Consider the following 15170-nt stretch of genomic DNA (forward strand, 5'->3'; position numbering starts at 1 on the left):
ACACCCGAAGGCGCTGGCTCAGAAACCTTCGACGTTCAGCCGGCCACCGGTGGCGACCTTGCCCTGCAGCGAAGGCGTGGGCGTGGTGGTGGCCAGGATGGCGGCCTTGATCTGCGCCGCGCTCGCCCCGGGGTTGCGGGCGGCATAAAGCGCCGCCGCGCCCGTCACGTGCGGGGTGGCCATCGAGGTGCCGTTGTAGCTGGCGTAGCCGGAAATCACCTTGCCCTTGGAGCTGCGCGGCACGGTGGAGACGATGCCCGAACCCGGCGCCGCCAGGTCCACGGTGGTGGCGCCGTACTGCGAGTAGCTGGCCAGGGCACCGGAGGAGGTGAGCGCGGCGACCGCGATCACGTTGGGGCTGTCGTAGTTGCTGGGATAGGACGCGGTGGCGTCGTTGTTGGCACCGCTGTTGCCGGCCGCCGCGATGAACAGGATGTCGGCCGCGTTGGCGCGGTCGATGGCGTCCTTCAGGCCCTGCGAATAACCGCCGCCGCCCCAGGAGTTGTTGGTCGCGACGATGTTCAGGCCACCGTCCACCTTCAGGTCGGTGAAGTAGTCCACCGCCTTGATGGCGTTGGCGGTGCTGCCGCCGCGACGGCCCAGGAACTTGGCGCCCATCAGCTTGACGCTGTGGCAGACGCCGGCCACGCCGATGCCGTTGTTGCCGACGCCGCCGATGGTGCCGGCCACGTGGGTGCCGTGGTCGTCGCCGGCGCCGTCGAACAGCGAGCTGTTGTTGCCGTCGAAGTCCCAGCCGTAGACGTCGTCCACCAGGCCGTTGCCGTCGTTGTCGACGCCGTCGAAGGTGCTGTCGCCCGGGTTCTTGAACGCGTTGGCGGCCAGGTCTTCGTGCTCGTACATGTAGCCTTCGTCGATGACGCCCACCACCACGGTGGAGCAATCGGCGCCGCCGCCCCAGGCTTCGCCGGCCTGGCTGCCGAAGGCGTTGGCCGGGCTGGTGGCGTCGCCGTACATGCCCCAGAGCTGGCCGCCGGTGTAGAGCGGGTCGTTGCTGGTGGCGTGGCGGAGCACGAAGTCGGCTTCGACGAAGTCGACGCCCGGGCGGCCTTCCAGGTCGCGGATGGCCTGGGCGACGTTGCCGTAACCGCGGAAGCTCATGAGCTGGACGTCGCCGCCGCGGTCGAAGCGGCGGTTGCCGCGCACCAGCGTGTCCTGCACCTGCAGGGCGCCGCGGCGCATGACGGCATTACGCTGCGCCGGCGTGGCGTCGGCGCTGAACTGGATGATCACGCGGTTGGCGTGGTGCTCGGCGCCGCGGTCGAGCGCGGCCAGCACGAGGTCGGAACGGCCACCGGCAAGGGCGGAGGAAGCAGTACCGAGCGCAGCGAGGGTCGCCGCGGCCAGCAGCGTGGTGCGGAAAACTGATTTCATGCGTTTGTGACTCCCCGAAAAGTCCCCGCCAAAAGGGCGGGGATTCGGGAAGCTACGACCAGCCCGAGGCCCAAGTCATTCTGCGATGCAGCACACGGTTTCAGCTGAAACCTTCACCCCCGGCCGGGGCCGGAAACGGGGCTCAGCTGCCCATCTTGGACTGCAGGTAGTTCTGCTCGCCGACCCGGCCCATCAGCTCGAGCTGGGTTTCAAGCCAGTCGATGTGTTCTTCCTCGGACTCGAGGATGTCGGCCAGGACCTTGCGCGAAACGTAGTCCGCCACCTGCTCGCAGTGGGCGATGCCGGCCTTGAGGTCGGGCACGGCGTCGTGCTCGAGCTTGAGGTCGCACTCCAGGGCTTCCTTCGGGGTCTGGCCGATGCGCAGCTTGCCCAGGTTCTGCAGGTTGGGCAGGCCTTCAAGGAACAGGATGCGTTCGATGAGCATGTCGGCATGCTTCATCTCGTCGATCGATTCCTTGTACTCGTGTTCGCCCAGCTCCTTCAGGCCCCAGTTGTTGAACATGCGGGCGTGCAGGAAATACTGGTTGATCGCGATGAGTTCGTTGTAGAGCGCCTTGTTCAGGTGCTCGATGACCTTGGCGTCGCCTTTCATGGCTGGCCTCCTGTTCCGTGGATGCAACAGGCAGCCTAGCGCTTCGCGCCGGGCCATGCCGGAACGGGAATGCTTAGCGTTTTCAGTGCCGCTTAGGCGGCGGCCGCGAACACCGGCAGCGGGAACGCCCTCGGCGCGCTGGCTTCACCCAGGATCTCGGCCGCCAGCTCGCCGCAGCTGCCGCAGCCACTTCCCAGGCCGGTGCGCATGGTCAGCTCGGACACGGACGTACACCCGGCTTCGGCAGCCCGGCGAATGTCGTGGTCGGTGACTCCATGGCAGAGGCAGACGTACATGGCGTACGGTCCATAAATGGGAACTGTTCGCATTCAACCCCGAATGCGAATCATTGTCAACCGCTTTCCCCGGACGCCTTCGTGGGGCTTCAGCCCCGGTTGGCCTTAGCGGCACCTGCCGCCGGCCGCCGCCACCAGGGCCCGCACCGTCTCATCCGCCGGTGGGACAGCGCCCTCCCCCGCCACTTCCCGGGCATGCGGTGCCAGGTGCTCCAGCGCCCTTACGTAAACCTCGCGCTTGAAGCTGACCACGTGCTCGGCCGGGTACCAGAAGTCCACCCAGCGCCAGCTGTCGAATTCCGGCTTCTCGGTCAGGTCCAGCCGCAGGTCGGACTCCTGCCCGGTGAGCTTGAGCAGGAACCACACCTGCTTCTGGCCAATACACACCGGCCGGTTGCCCCGGCGGATGCAGCGCCTGGGCAGCCGGTAGCGCAGCCAGCCGGGCGTGGCGCCCAGGACTTCCACGTGTTCAGGGGCCAGGCCCACCTCTTCGCGCAGCTCGCGGTACATGGCCTCGAGCGGCGTCTCGTCGGTGTTCATGCCGCCCTGTGGGAATTGCCAACCGTCACGGTTGACCCGCCGGGCCCAGAACAGCCGGCCGTCGCCGTGCATAAGCACGATGCCCACGTTGGGGCGAAAACCGTCCGGATCGACCACGGGACGGACTCCAAAAAATCTACTGGGGCCAGACTGCCACAGGCCCGGAAGGCGCCACAAGCGCGGCACGCGGCCCGCAGCGGGGCTGGATTGACACAGGGAGGTGCTGCCCGGACAATACGCGGCCCTATCCGCAACGGATAGCGGCCGATGGCTATGTAGCTCAGCCGGTTAGAGCACGTCACTCATAATGACGGGGTCGGTGGTTCGAGTCCACCCATAGCCACCATCACTAAACCCGCATTTTTGCGGGTTTTTTTGTGTCCCGCTGATCGCCATTGCACGGCTGTCGGACACCCGCTCATCTGACCACGCACCCCGCAAACCGCCCCTCCAGCTGACGCTGCACCATCTGCCAATGCTCCAGGCAGAACTGGTCGCGCCCCATGCGAATCGCCGCAAGGTGCGTTTCGCCATTCGTGTTGATGTGGAAGTTCAGTTTGCCGCGGAAGTCGTCAAGCGCTGCCTGGAATTGGCGGCCGGTGTCCGGGTCGATTGAAGTGATGCACGGCGCCGCTTCGGCCTGCAGTTTTTCCAGCAGCACGGCGCAGTTCTTGCCCATGCCTTCGGCGGCGGCGTCTACCTGTCGCTGCGGCCCGGCGGAGTCGTCGAAGAAGCGCGTCTCGCCGCCCACCCAGGTGTTGGTACCCCCGGGGAACTGGCGCGACTCGGTGAACTCCTGCGCGAAGGCGATGCGATAGGGCTGGTGCCACGCGGCGGGGTGGCCGAAGTCCGGCAGGCAGTCGGCTTCGTGGCGCATCAGGGCGCGGCGGCCCTCGCCTCCAATTTCCGGCAGCGCCTCGGCGGGTGAAACGCTGACGATCGTGCAGCCCGGGTAGGCCCTGGCCAGCGAGGGATCGGGCAAGGACCCGGCCACGAAAGGAAGCTCGCCCGACCCGCAGGACGCCACGGCCACCAGGCCCAGCAGCCAGGCGTGTCGCCATGGCGCGCGGAAAGAGGTCTTGTCCAACAGGTACTCCCTGGCTTGCCCAATGATTCGCCCGGACTATCACCGAATCTGGCTGCGGCAGGAAGCCGGCCCGTCAATCCGCCACCCGGCGGCACCCGGCACGACCGTTCGTCGGCCCGGGTTTGCGCAGTTTGGCCCGGCGGTAGCCCCGGGGTGTCTCCCGGGCACCTTGCCGCCGCGCCAGTCGCCTCCAAAAAACGCCTTGTTTTCTGCGGTCATTTTTTGACCAGGCGCCGGCCGGAGCCAGCCCGGCCGGTTATGCGGCGTTGCCGCTTGACGGCAAAAATCCCTGAGGCTAGCGTCGGCAAAGTGTCATGCAGATGTGCTCTGCGTCACACGTCCGGGTGGCGTGCAACCTTCTGCTGACACGAGAAGCCTAAAGGCTCGCGTAAGGGGGTTGTGCACCCAGGGGACCCGGGGCAGGGATGCAAAACACGGCCGCTTTGCGGCAATCGCTGTTTTCCTTTTTCGGGGATCCACCAACGTGAGCAACAACACTCGCAAGCTTCGTTTGCGCGGTATCGTCGTGGCTACTTCCTTCGCCCTTGCAGCGCAGGCCGCCATGGCCGCGGGCGTCCAGCCCGCTCCTCGGGTCGACCTGAGCGCGATCGCTTCGGACACCCAGTTCGACCAGTTCATCGTCAAGTACAAGGCCGGTACGCCCGAGGCGTCCAACCCGGCGGCGCTCAAGCGCTCGCTGGACGTCGCCGCCGTCGGCGCCAACCAGCTGGTCCAGGCCTCCCGCCTGCAGAACGGCAATCGCGCCGGCGCCGGCAAGCCGCTGGCCGCCAGCCACGTGCGCCGCATGTCCCTGGGTGCCGACGTCGTGGCCAGCTCGCAGAAGCTCAGCCCGGCCGAAGCCGAAACCCTGATGCGCCAGATCGCGGCCAATCCGAACGTCGAGTACGTCCAGATCGACCGGATCATGAGGCACACCCTGACGCCCAACGACACCAACTACAGCCAGCAGTGGGGCTATACCGACGCCGACGCCGGCATCCGCGCCAACACGGCCTGGGACGTGGCCAACGGCAGCGGCATCATCGTGGCGGTGCTCGACACCGGCTACGTGACCCACTCCGACCTGGCGGCCAACATCGTCGCCGGCTACGACTTCATCTCCAACAGCACCACGGCGGGTGACGGCAACGGCCGCGACTCCAACCCCGCCGACCCGGGCGACTACTACGGTGGCGACCCCTCCAGCTGGCACGGTACGCACGTGGCCGGCACGGTGGCCGCGGTGACCAACAACGCCAAGGGTGTTGCCGGTACCGCCTGGGGCGCCAAGGTGATGCCGGTCCGCGTGCTGGGTCGCGGCGGCGGCTCCACGTCCGACATCGCCGACGCCATCATCTGGGCATCGGGTGGCAGCGTCAGCGGCGTGCCGACCCTGTCGGCGGCCAATGCGGCCGACGTCATCAACATGTCGCTCGGCGGCAGCGGCTCCTGCGACACCGCCACGCAGAACGCGATCAACAGCGCCGTCAGCCGCGGCACCACGGTGGTGGTGGCGGCGGGCAACAGCAACGCCAATGCCTCGGGCTTCACCCCGGCCAGCTGCAACAACGTGGTGAACGTGGCCTCGGTCACCAGCGCCAGCGCGCGTTCGAGCTTCTCGAACTACGGCACCTCGATCGACGTGTCGGCACCGGGCTCGAACATCCTGTCCACGCTCAACAGCGGCACCCAGGGTCCGGGCAGCGAGAACTACGTGTCCTACAACGGCACCTCGATGGCGGCCCCGCACGTGGCCGGCGCCGTGGCGCTGGCGCAGAGCCGTCGCCTGGCCCTGGGCCTGGCGCTGTGGACCCCGTCGCAGGTGGAAGCCAACCTGAAGTCGACCGCGTACCCGCTGTCGGGCGCGTGTTCGGGTGGCTGCGGCGCGGGCATCATCGATGCCCGGGCCCTGGTGGACCTGGCTGGTGGTGGCGGTACGCCGCCGCCGCCGCCGACCGGTGGCAGCCTGACCAAGGGCGTGGCCGTGACCGGCCTGTCGGCCACTGCGGGCAACTCGCTGTACTACACCCTGTCGGTGCCGGCCGGTTCGAGCAACCTGACCTTCACCATGTCCGGTGGCACCGGCGACGCCGACATGTACGTGCAGTTCGGCAGCCAGCCGACCGACACCTCGTACGTCTGCCGCCCCTACCTGAGCGGCAACAACGAGACCTGCACCATCGCGGCCCCGTCGGCCGGCACCTACCACGTGCGCGTGAAGGCCTACTCGAGCTTCTCGGGCGTCAGCCTTGTCGGTAACTACACCGCCGGTGGCGGCAGCTCGCCGCAGACCTACAGCAACACCGCCGACTACGCGATCAACGACAACGCCACCGTCGAGAGCCCGATCTCGGTCTCCGGCCGCAGCGGCAATGCCCCGTCGAATGCGTCGGTGGCGGTGAACATCGTGCACACCTACAAGGGCGACCTGAAGGTCGACCTGGTGGCGCCCGATGGTTCGACCTACAACCTGCACAACCGCAGCGGTGGCAGTGCCGACAACATCGTCGGCACCTACACGGTGAACCTGTCTTCGGAAGCGCTGAACGGCACCTGGAAGCTTCGGGTGAACGACAACGCCGGCGGCGACACCGGCTACATCAACAGCTGGTCGGTTACGTTCTGATCCACGGGCAATACGCTGCAAACCAGGACCCCGGCTTCGGCCGGGGTTCTTCTTTTGGTCGCTGCATCAAGGTTCCAGCCGCCTTTCGTTGCTACATTCCGTATCGAACGTCCTTTTCGTAGGGGTGACAGGCGAATGTCGGAACGCAGGGTGCATGGGCTCGGGTGGGTGCTCCTGCTGGCCGTGTGCTGCGTCCGCGCCGAGGTCACCATCGAAGAAGTCCGTGCGCTGCCGCCGCTTCCGGCCGCCTACCCTTCGGAAGCCCCGCTGGATATCCGGGTGCAGTGGCTCCAGGGCCGGCTGGCCGAAAGCGGGGACCCCGCCGAGCACTACCGGCTCCGGCGGGCCTTGTTCGATGAGTACTACTACGAGGGCCACGACCCGGAAGCCGCGGCCGCCTGCCTGGAAAACCCGCCGCTGGCGAAGGACTTCATCTATCGCGAGCGCTGCATCCTGGCCTCGGTGCCCGGGTACGAGGAGTCCATGGGCCAGTTGCTGGCGCTGGCCAGCGAGGCGCGGCAGGGGGACGAGCCCGGAGCAGCCGCGGCCCTGCTCAAGGACGTCGCCTGGCGCCAGTCGCAGGCGGGCGACATCGCCGGCGCCTTCGAAAACTTCGAGGCCGCGCTTGCCCTTGCCCCCGCCGGCAACACCGAACTGCTCGGCGAAATCATGATGGACACGGCCACCAGCTACATCGTCAATGGCGACGAGGCCTATGTGCGCAAGGGCCTGGCGCTGCTCAAGGATGCCAGGGTGCGGATGCAGGCGGTGCTGGAAGATCCGACGGACCGGGCCAACAAGCAGTTCCTGAAGGACAAGGTGGTCCTGACCGAGTTCAACAGCGGCATCGCCTACGCCTTGCATCTGTCCGAGTATGAAAACGCACTGGGCAGCTTCGACCAGGTCGCCGCTGAAGAGAGCCCCTATCGCGAGGACGCGCTGGTCTTCGCCGCGCTGTCGGCGGCCGAACTCGGACGGTTCAATGACGCAAGGCGATACCTTGCCCGCGCGGACCGGGAAAAGGGCGACGCCGCCCTGAGCGGCCCGGTAGCCCAGCAATACCTGGCCTGCTACCGGCAGCTGGCGACCCGGCACTGGGACCGCGGGCATCCGGTCGCCGCCTGCCTGGCATTGAAGCCGGAGACGTCGCTGGAAGTACAGATGGATGTCTTCAAGCGGCTGTCGGAAAGCGACGACCCTGAAACGGCCCTGGCAGGCCTGGCGGGACTGAAGAAGCTGCTGGTGGAGAAGATAGAACCCCAGCTTCGGCGGCGCGCCAGCGGTGCCGCGTCCAACGCCGAGCTGATGCGCCTGCAGCGCGAGTCCGAACTCAAGACGGTGGTCCTGCAGCAGCAGGAGGCGCTGCAGCGCGAGCGCGAAGCCACCAATTCCCAGCGACAAAATTTTTTCATCGCCTTGTCCTTCCTGCTGCTGATGGTGGTGATGTTGGTCGCCTCGCGCCTGCGCGCGAAGAAGCGGCTTGCCGAACAGTACGAGCAGCTCAGCCTGTCCGACACGCTCACCCGCCTGGGCAACCGCCGATTCCTGCAGCAGCACGTAGGCCGGGAGCTGTCCTTGCTGGACCGGACGCGACATGAGTCCCCGGAGGCCGCCCTGGGCATATATCTCTTCGACATCGATCACTTCAAGGCCGTCAACGACCGTTTTGGCCATGCGGCGGGCGACGAGGTGCTGGTGGAGATGGCCCGGCGGATAAAGCTCGCGACGCGCGGCGCGGACCTGCTGGTGCGCTGGGGTGGCGAAGAGTTCCTGCTGGTGGCGAGGGTCGACAACCAGGCAAGGTGCGCGCAGATCGCCGACCGCATCCTGCGTGCCGTCAATGGCGAACCGTTCGCCCTGGGCGACCACGGTCCCATTGCCATCACCTGCACCATCGGCTCGGTGACCTGCCCGTTCATCGACGGCGACAACGCCGCCATTTGGGACCAGTTGGTCGCCATCGCCGACCAGGCCCTGTACCTGGGCAAGATGAGCGGACGCAATCGCTGGGTGATCGTCGACAACCAGCGGCTTGCCACCCCGGAAGACGTCGATGCCCTGCTGAAGCGGCCCCTGCAGCAGGCGGTCGACGAAGGGCTGGTCAGCCTCCGGACCTCGTGAACTAGCCGCTGCCCCTGATCGGGTCGCCGGTCGACACCTGTCCGCGCGTGCGCGGGACCAGGAGCTGGCCGAACAGCACGCCGTCTTCTCCGCGCCGGTAGCGGGTGAGCGTGCGCAGGGGTTCACCACCCTCGTCGCGCCGCCCGGTATCGGCATCGATGGTCACCAGCACGCAGCGGGTGCAGGGTTTGGCCACGTCGAAGACCACGTCGCCGATGGTGACCTGTTTCCACGCATCTTCGGCGTGGGCATCCACGCCGTCGACAACCAGGTTGGGCCGGAAGCGAGCCATCGGCACCGGCCGGTCCAGGCGCTCGTTCAAGGCATCCAACGCGGCGCGCGACACCAGCAGCAGCGGCATCGAATCGGCGAAGCTGACTTCGTCGCCGGGCTGGGCGCGCGATGAAACATTGCGTCGGATCACGCCCTCGTCCATGTGCACCAGGCGTACGGGACGGCCCAGGTACCGGCTGAACCAGCCGTCGGTCGCGGGGTCGACGGCCCGGGCTTCAACGTGGTCCTTCCATACCGTCACGCTGAGCGTGGCGCCGCCCCGTGGCGCGGCGACGGCGAGCCTCGGCATGCCGGGGGCTTCCAGGGTCAGGCCTTCGTCGGTGGTGACGGGCTGTACCTGCAGCAGGCGCGGCTCCTGCCTGGCGGTGATGAACTTGCCGTCGGCATCGACCAGCATCCAGCGGCGGTCGTGTTCCAGGCCACGCGGCTGCACGACGGCGGTTTCCACCGACTGCCCGGCGCAGGATTTCACCGGGTACACGTGGATTGCCGACAGGGAGGCCATGGCCGACGTTGGCTCGCTCAGCCCTGCAGGCGCCAGGCCAATTCGGTGCCCGCGCGCAGCGGCACCAGTGCCGTGGCGCCCTCGCCCAGCTCGGCCGGCAGCGTCCAGGCTTCACGCACCAGGGTGATGCGGTCGGTGTTGCGCGGCAGGCGGTAGAAGTCCGGGCCGTGGAAGCTGGCGAAGGCTTCCAGCTTGTCGAGCGCACCTTGTGCTTCGAAGACTTCGGCGTACAGCTCCAGCGCGGCGTGCGCGCTGTACATGCCGGCGCAGCCGCAGGCCGATTCCTTGGCGCCGCGGGTGTGCGGGGCGCTGTCGGTGCCCAGGAAGAACTTGGCGCTGCCGCCGGTCGCCGCGGCCACCAGGGCCAGGCGGTGTTCTTCGCGCTTGAGCACCGGCAAGCAGTAGTGGTGCGGGCGCAGGCCGCCGGTGAACAGCGCATTGCGGTTCATCAGCAGGTGGTGCGGGGTGATGGTGGCGGCCACGTTGGCCGGCGCGGCGGCGATGAACTCGGCGGCCTGGCGGGTGGTGATGTGCTCGAGCACCACGCGCAGTTTGGGGAAACGCTGCAGCAGCGGCTTGAGCAGGGTTTGAATGAATACCGCTTCGCGGTCGAACACGTCCACGTCGGCACCGGTGACTTCGCCGTGCACCAGCAGAGGCAGGTCGTGGTCCTGCATGGCCTGCAGGGTGTCGTGGCAGCGGTCGATGTTGGACACGCCGGCATCGGAATTGGTGGTGGCGCCGGCCGGGTACCACTTCACCGCGTGCACGAAGCCGCTGGCCCTGGCCTCGGCGATGTCCTGCGGCGACGTGCGTTCGGTCAGGTACAGGGTCATCAGCGGCTGGAACTGCATGCCCGCCGGCAGCGCCGCCAGGATGCGGTCGCGGTAGGCGCCGGCCAGGGCGACATTGGTCACCGGCGGCACCAGGTTGGGCATGACGATGGCGCGCGCGAACTGGCGGGCGGTGTCGGGCAGCACGCGCGCCAGCATCTCGCCGTCGCGCAGGTGCAGGTGCCAGTCGTCGGGGCGGGTAAGGGTGATCTGCTGGGTGGCCATGAGGTGCCGGTGCCGGAGGGGATGCCGGGCATTTTCGCTGATTCGGCGCCGCTTTGCTTTTGCGTCCGGTGGCCGGCCTGCGCGAGGATGGGGCATCGCCGCACCGGAATCCCCGATGGCCACCGATTACGACACCATCATCCTCGGCGCCGGCACCGCCGGCCTGGCCGCCCTGCGCGAGGTGCGCAAGCGCACCGACCGCTTCCTGCTGGTCAACGACGGCCCCTATGGCACCACCTGCGCGCGGGTGGGCTGCATGCCCTCGAAGGTGTTCATCGAAGCGGCCAATGCCTTCAACGCCCGCAGGAAGCTGGGCGAGTTCGGCGTCAGCGGTGCCGACGCGCTGGCCGTGGACATCCCGGCGGTGCTGGCGCGGGTGCGCAAGCTGCGCGACTACTACGTGTCCGGGGTGCTCAAGGCCACCGAAGACCTGGGCGAGCGCAACCTCGCCGGCCGCGGCCGCCTGCTGGGACCCGACCGCGTGGCCGTGGGTGACCGGGAGTTTTCGGCCCGCCGCATCATCCTGGCCACCGGCTCACGGCCCGTGCTGCCGGACCCCTGGGCCCGCCTGGGCGATCGCGTCTTCACCACCGACTCGCTGTTCGAACGCAGCAACCTGCCCCGCCGCATCGCCGTCATCGGCCTGGGCGCCATCGGCGTGGAAATGGCGCAGGCCATGGCCCGCCTGGGCATCGACGTCAGCGCCTTCAGCAGCAGCGAGCGCCTGGCCGGCCTGCACGACAGGAAGGTGAACGCGACGCTGCGCGCCCTGCTCGACCAGGAGTTCGCCATCCACACCGGCCACGAAGTCGAGCTCGAAGCCGCCGGCGACGGCGTGCGCGTGCGCGCCGGCAAGTCCACCGTCGACGTGGACGCCGTGCTGGCCGCCATCGGCCGCCGCCCCAACCTCGACGACGTCGGCCTGGAAACCCTGGGCGTGGAACTCAACGAGAAAGGTCTGCCACCCTTCGAACCGGGCCTGCTGCGCATCGGCGACACGCCGGTGTTCATCGCCGGCGACGTCAACACGCATGCGCCGATCCTGCACGAAGCCGCGGACGAGGGTTTCATCGCCGGCCGCAACGCGATGGCCGACGAGCCCATCTGCTACCAGCGGCGCACGCCGCTGGGCGTGGTGTTCTCCGACCCGGTGTCGGCGCACGTCGGCCAGCGCCGGTCGGAGCTGCCCGACGACACCGTGGTCGGCGAAGTGGACTTCAGCCACCAGGGCCGCGCCCGGGCCGCGCAGAAGAACGACGGCCTGCTGCGCGTCTACGCCGCCCACGATACCGGCTGCATCCTGGGCGCCGAGCTGTGCACGCCCTCGGGCGACCACCTGGCCCACCTGCTGGCCCTGGCCGTAGGCCAGAAACTCACGGTCTTCGACCTGCTGCGCATGCCCTTCTACCACCCGGTGCTGGAAGAAGGCCTGCGCACCGCCCTGCGCGATGCCGGCAGGCAGGTGGACGACAGCCCGGACCGCAGCGACCTGGCCAACTGCCCGGCGATGGGAACCGAAGCGCTGGACTAGCGGTATTCGGGATTCGGATGGTCGAAGCGGCAGCCCGCGTCCCAGGCCTTGCGCTGGTTGCCGTGCGCGGGGATGCCGCCGGCGTCCTTGATCAGGCGGGCCAGGTGCATCAGGTTCCAGGCCATGAAGGTGGTGTTGCGCTGGGTGAAGTCGTTGTCGTAGCCGGCACCGTTGTCGCCGTAGGAATCGCCCGGCCCCGCCTCGCCGATCCAGCCTGAATCGGCCTGCGGCGGGATCACGTAGCCCAGGTGCTGCAGCGAATAGAGAAGGTTCATCGCGCAGTGTTTGATGCCGTCCTCGTTGCCGGTGACCAGGCAGCCGCCGACGCGGCCGTAATACGCGTACTGGCCCTGCGCATTGAGTTTCCCGGACTCCGCATAGAGGCGCTCGACCACCCGCCGGCACACGGAGCTGGGGTCGCCCAGCCAGATGGGGGTGCACAGCACCAGGATGTCGGCGGCCATCACCTTCTTCGACAGCGAGGGCCAGTCGTCGCGTTCGGCGCCGTGTTCGGTCATGTCGGGCTGCACGCCGGGTGCCAGCACCAGGTCGACCGGGCGCACCACCTCGACGTCCACCTTGTTGGCACGCATCACGCCGGCAGCGACGTGGACCAGGCGTTCGGTGTGCGACTCCTGGCCGGTGGGCTTGAGCGTGCAGTTGAGGAACAGCGCGCGCAGATCGTCGTAAGACGCGGGCGGGGTGGGCTCCTTGCGGGCCATGGCGGCCTCCTGTCGGTGGCGGGGGTTCAGGCCGGCTGCAGCAGGCGCAGCCCGAACCAGTCCTGGGGGTCGTTCCAGCCCTGAACGACACGAAGGCCGGCGCGTGCGGCGAGCTCGGCGAAGCCTTCGTCGGTGTACTTGTGGCTGTATTCGACCTGCATGGCCTCGCCGGCGGCAAACGCGAACGACTTGCCGTGCACGCTGACGGTTTGCGCGCGCTGGCTGTCGATGAAGGTTTCGATGCGGCCGGTTCCGGGCTGGTACACGGCGCGGTGCCGGAACGCATCAAGATCGAAGTTGGCGCCCAACTCGCGATTGAGCCGCACCAACAGGTTCAGCGTGAACGCGGCGGTGACGCCGGCGGCGTCGTTGTAGGCCGCTTCGATCAGCGACGGCGACTTCTGCAGGTCGATGCCGATCAGCGCGGCGCCCTTGGGGCCGATGGTTTCGCGCATGGCGGTGAGCAGGCGCACCGCTTCCGTATGGGTCAGGTTGCCCAGGGTCGAGCCAGGGAAGAACACCAGCACCCGGCGGGCCTCCCGCTCGGGTTCGGGCAGCGGTATGGGCTGGGTGAAATCGCCCAGCACCGGCAGCATCTGCACCGGGCCGAACTCGCGGTCCAGGCGCTCGACGCTGCCGACCAGCGCGCTGCGCGAGATCTCCACCGGCGTATAGGCCACCGGGTCTTCCAGCGCGTCCAGCAGCAGGCGGGTCTTGCGGCCACTGCCGCTGCCGTATTCAACGACATGCACGCGCCGTCCGACGACGGTGGCGATGTCAGCACATTCGGCCTCCAGCAGCGCCAGTTCGACGCGCGTCAGGTAGTACTCGGGCTGACGGGTGATTTCCTCGAACAGCTCGGAGCCGCGCCGGTCGTAGAAGTACTTGGAGGGCAGGCGCTTGGGCGTGCCCGACAGGCCGGCCAGTACGTCGCCCAGCAGGTCGTCGCGGCTGGGGTGCAGGTCGGTCAGCTCAACGGGATCGGCACTCACGGTATTCATGGCAGGTCCTTGGCCAGGCGCAGCCCGGAGAACTGCCAGCGGGCGTGGGGCGGGAAGAAGTTTCGGTAGGTGGCACGGATGTGGCTGGCCGGCGTGGCGCAGCTGCCGCCGCGCAGGATGGTCTGGCCGCTCATGAACTTGCCGTTGTATTCGCCCAGCGAACCCGGCAAGGGCCTGAAGCCCGGATACGGGCCGTAGGCCGAACTCGTCCACTCCCAGACATCGCCGAACAGCTGGTGCGGGCCCGGGCCTTCATCGGCGCCTGCCTGCGGGTGCAGGAAGTCGGCATCGAGCAGGTTCCCGGCGGGCTGCTGCCCACGCGCCGCGTGTTCCCACTCGGCTTCGGTGGGCAGGCGGGCGCCGGCCCAGCGCGCGAACGCGTCGGCTTCGTAAAGGCTGATGTGGCAGACCGGCGCATGCGGGTCGCGTTCGCGCCAGCCGGCCAGGGTGAATTCACGGGCGCCGTCTTCATGCCAGTAGAGCGGCCGCTGCCAGTGTTCCGCCTGCACGCGGTCCCAACCGTCGCTCAGCCACAGGCTGGGGTCGGAATAGCCGCCGTCGGCGACAAACTCCAGGAACTCGGCGTTGGACACCGGGCGGCTGGCCAGCGCATGCGCCGGCAGCAGCCCGCGATGGCGCGGCGACTCGTTGTCGTAGGCGAAGTCCGTGGCCTCGGGCCAGGGCTCGGCACCCATGGCCAGCGCCTGTTCTTCGACACCGTTCCAGTGCACCAGGCGCGGCTCGCCGGCCCGGGACGCCAGGTCCCTGCGGTAGGCCGGGCCCAGCGGATTGCTCCAGAACGCGTGCTTGATGTCGGTGAGCAGCAGTTCCTGGTGCTGCTGTTCGTGGTGGGTCCCCAGTTCAAGCACCCGCAGCGTGTCGTCGTGAATGGCGCCGGCCTGCAGGCGTTCGAGCAGGCGGGCGTCCACTTCACTTCGGTAATCGAGCACTTCGGCCAGCGTCGGCCGCGACAGCAGGCCGCGCTGCGCGCGCACGTGGAAGGGGCCGACGCTGTTGTAGTAACTGTTGAACAGCAGGTCCCAGCGGGCTTCGACCGGTTCGTAGGCGGCGTCCGCGCCCAGCACGAACTTCTCGAAGAACCAGGTCGTATGCGCCAGGTGCCATTTCGCCGGACTCGCGTCGGGCATGGACTGCAGCAGCGCGTCTTCGGCCGAAAGCGGCGCGGCCAGGGCCAGGCTGCAGGCGCGGACATCCCGATAGCGCGTGGCCAGCGCCTGTTTCGCGGGTGGGGGCTCCCGGTTTCCTGCGGCCTGGGATGAAGAAACTCGCATTGCCAGCAAGAATAGCGCCGCCGCGTGAACGATGCATGATCCGCGCCGGCTGGCGGCCGGGGGACCGGCGCGGCCTGCTGTCGTAAAGTGGC

The 15170-nt window shown here is 68.2% G+C and carries 12 protein-coding genes, 1 tRNA gene and 2 pseudogenes; 5 read left to right on the forward strand and 10 right to left on the reverse strand.

Translation table 11 applies throughout. The annotated features are described in order from the left end of the window. Positions 1 to 18 precede the first annotated feature (18 nt). The 4 genes from ACYVJH_RS09325 to ACYVJH_RS09340 form a co-directional block, all read right to left on the reverse strand. Positions 19 to 1392 carry a S8 family peptidase gene (locus ACYVJH_RS09325; RefSeq protein WP_460454373.1) on the reverse strand — a complete coding sequence of 458 codons (1374 nt, stop codon included), beginning with the start codon at positions 1390 to 1392 and terminating at the stop codon, positions 19 to 21. Between the two features lie 142 nt (positions 1393 to 1534). Beyond that, positions 1535 to 2005: a bacterioferritin gene (gene bfr / locus ACYVJH_RS09330; RefSeq protein WP_460454374.1), complete on the reverse strand. Its 471-nt coding sequence runs from the start codon at positions 2003 to 2005 to the stop codon at positions 1535 to 1537. Between the two features lie 92 nt (positions 2006 to 2097). Continuing rightward, positions 2098 to 2334, reverse strand: a complete 237-nt coding sequence (locus ACYVJH_RS09335) for a (2Fe-2S)-binding protein (protein ID WP_460454375.1) — start codon at positions 2332 to 2334, stop codon at positions 2098 to 2100. A gap of 72 nt (positions 2335 to 2406) precedes the next feature. Then, entirely contained in the window at positions 2407 to 2958 is a 552-nt protein-coding gene (locus tag ACYVJH_RS09340) for an RNA pyrophosphohydrolase (protein ID WP_460454376.1), read from the reverse strand. A 152-nt stretch (positions 2959 to 3110) separates the two neighbouring features. Here ACYVJH_RS09340 and ACYVJH_RS09345 point away from each other — a divergent pair. Next, positions 3111 to 3187 (forward strand) — tRNA-Met (locus ACYVJH_RS09345). A 72-nt stretch (positions 3188 to 3259) separates the two neighbouring features. Here ACYVJH_RS09345 and ACYVJH_RS09350 read toward each other — a convergent pair. Then, entirely contained in the window at positions 3260 to 3928 is a 669-nt protein-coding gene (locus ACYVJH_RS09350; protein WP_460454377.1) for a hypothetical protein, read from the reverse strand. 562 nt (positions 3929 to 4490) lie between these two features. On the opposite strand from ACYVJH_RS09350, the pseudogene ACYVJH_RS09355 reads away from it, so the two are divergent. The 3 genes and pseudogenes from ACYVJH_RS09355 to ACYVJH_RS09365 all read left to right on the forward strand — a co-directional run. After that, positions 4491 to 6191, forward strand: a pseudogene (locus ACYVJH_RS09355) (S8 family peptidase); the annotation flags it as partial. Between the two features lie 132 nt (positions 6192 to 6323). Further along, positions 6324 to 6554 (forward strand): annotated as a pseudogene (locus tag ACYVJH_RS09360) (proprotein convertase P-domain-containing protein); the annotation flags it as partial. A 135-nt stretch (positions 6555 to 6689) separates the two neighbouring features. Continuing rightward, positions 6690 to 8675, forward strand: coding sequence for a diguanylate cyclase (locus ACYVJH_RS09365; RefSeq protein ID WP_460454378.1), 1986 nt, complete (start codon positions 6690 to 6692; stop codon positions 8673 to 8675). 1 nt (position 8676) lies between these two features. Here the strand turns inward: ACYVJH_RS09365 and ACYVJH_RS09370 are convergent, their stop codons facing one another. After that, positions 8677 to 9474 (reverse strand): MOSC domain-containing protein, encoded by a 798-nt coding sequence (locus tag ACYVJH_RS09370; protein ID WP_460454379.1) that lies wholly within the window; start codon positions 9472 to 9474, stop codon positions 8677 to 8679. Positions 9475 to 9491: 17 nt separating this feature from the next. After that, the gene (gene pyrC / locus ACYVJH_RS09375) at positions 9492 to 10532 is read right to left on the reverse strand and encodes a dihydroorotase (RefSeq protein WP_460454380.1); all 1041 of its coding nucleotides are present in this window, start codon (positions 10530 to 10532) and stop codon (positions 9492 to 9494) included. A 115-nt stretch (positions 10533 to 10647) separates the two neighbouring features. Between pyrC and ACYVJH_RS09380 the strand changes: the two genes are divergently transcribed. Then, positions 10648 to 12063 carry a dihydrolipoyl dehydrogenase gene (locus tag ACYVJH_RS09380; protein WP_460454381.1) on the forward strand — a complete coding sequence of 472 codons (1416 nt, stop codon included), beginning with the start codon at positions 10648 to 10650 and terminating at the stop codon, positions 12061 to 12063. On the opposite strand, the gene ACYVJH_RS09385 is transcribed toward ACYVJH_RS09380, so the two are convergent. The 3 genes from ACYVJH_RS09385 to egtB are packed head-to-tail and all read right to left on the reverse strand — an operon-like array spanning position 12060 to position 15078. Further along, positions 12060 to 12785 (reverse strand): flavodoxin family protein, encoded by a 726-nt coding sequence (locus tag ACYVJH_RS09385; protein WP_460454382.1) that lies wholly within the window; start codon positions 12783 to 12785, stop codon positions 12060 to 12062. The genes ACYVJH_RS09380 and ACYVJH_RS09385 overlap by 4 nt on opposite strands. 26 nt (positions 12786 to 12811) lie before the next feature. Beyond that, positions 12812 to 13786 carry an L-histidine N(alpha)-methyltransferase gene (gene egtD, locus ACYVJH_RS09390; protein ID WP_460454383.1) on the reverse strand — a complete coding sequence of 325 codons (975 nt, stop codon included), beginning with the start codon at positions 13784 to 13786 and terminating at the stop codon, positions 12812 to 12814. Further along, on the reverse strand, positions 13783 to 15078 hold the full coding sequence (gene egtB / locus ACYVJH_RS09395; RefSeq protein WP_460454384.1) for an ergothioneine biosynthesis protein EgtB: 1296 nt from the start codon (positions 15076 to 15078) through the stop codon (positions 13783 to 13785). Before egtB ends, egtD begins: the two co-directional genes overlap by 4 nt. Positions 15079 to 15170: the final 92 nt, after the last annotated feature.

The sequence above is a fragment of the Arenimonas aestuarii genome (genome assembly GCF_054781715.1).

Excerpts from the sequence above, each read along its gene's own strand:
- egtD (WP_460454383.1), bottom strand. The coding sequence starts at position 13,786 with ATGAATACCGTGAGTGCCGATCCCGTTGAGCTGACCGACCTGCACCCC.
- ACYVJH_RS09335 (WP_460454375.1), bottom strand. The coding sequence starts at position 2,334 with ATGCGAACAGTTCCCATTTATGGACCGTACGCCATGTACGTCTGCCTC.
- egtB (WP_460454384.1), bottom strand. The coding sequence starts at position 15,078 with ATGCGAGTTTCTTCATCCCAGGCCGCAGGAAACCGGGAGCCCCCACCC.
- bfr (WP_460454374.1), bottom strand. The coding sequence starts at position 2,005 with ATGAAAGGCGACGCCAAGGTCATCGAGCACCTGAACAAGGCGCTCTAC.
- ACYVJH_RS09325 (WP_460454373.1), bottom strand. The coding sequence starts at position 1,392 with ATGAAATCAGTTTTCCGCACCACGCTGCTGGCCGCGGCGACCCTCGCT.
- pyrC (WP_460454380.1), bottom strand. The coding sequence starts at position 10,532 with ATGGCCACCCAGCAGATCACCCTTACCCGCCCCGACGACTGGCACCTG.
- ACYVJH_RS09385 (WP_460454382.1), bottom strand. The coding sequence starts at position 12,785 with ATGGCCCGCAAGGAGCCCACCCCGCCCGCGTCTTACGACGATCTGCGC.
- ACYVJH_RS09370 (WP_460454379.1), bottom strand. The coding sequence starts at position 9,474 with ATGGCCTCCCTGTCGGCAATCCACGTGTACCCGGTGAAATCCTGCGCC.
- ACYVJH_RS09380 (WP_460454381.1), top strand. The coding sequence starts at position 10,648 with ATGGCCACCGATTACGACACCATCATCCTCGGCGCCGGCACCGCCGGC.
- ACYVJH_RS09365 (WP_460454378.1), top strand. The coding sequence starts at position 6,690 with ATGTCGGAACGCAGGGTGCATGGGCTCGGGTGGGTGCTCCTGCTGGCC.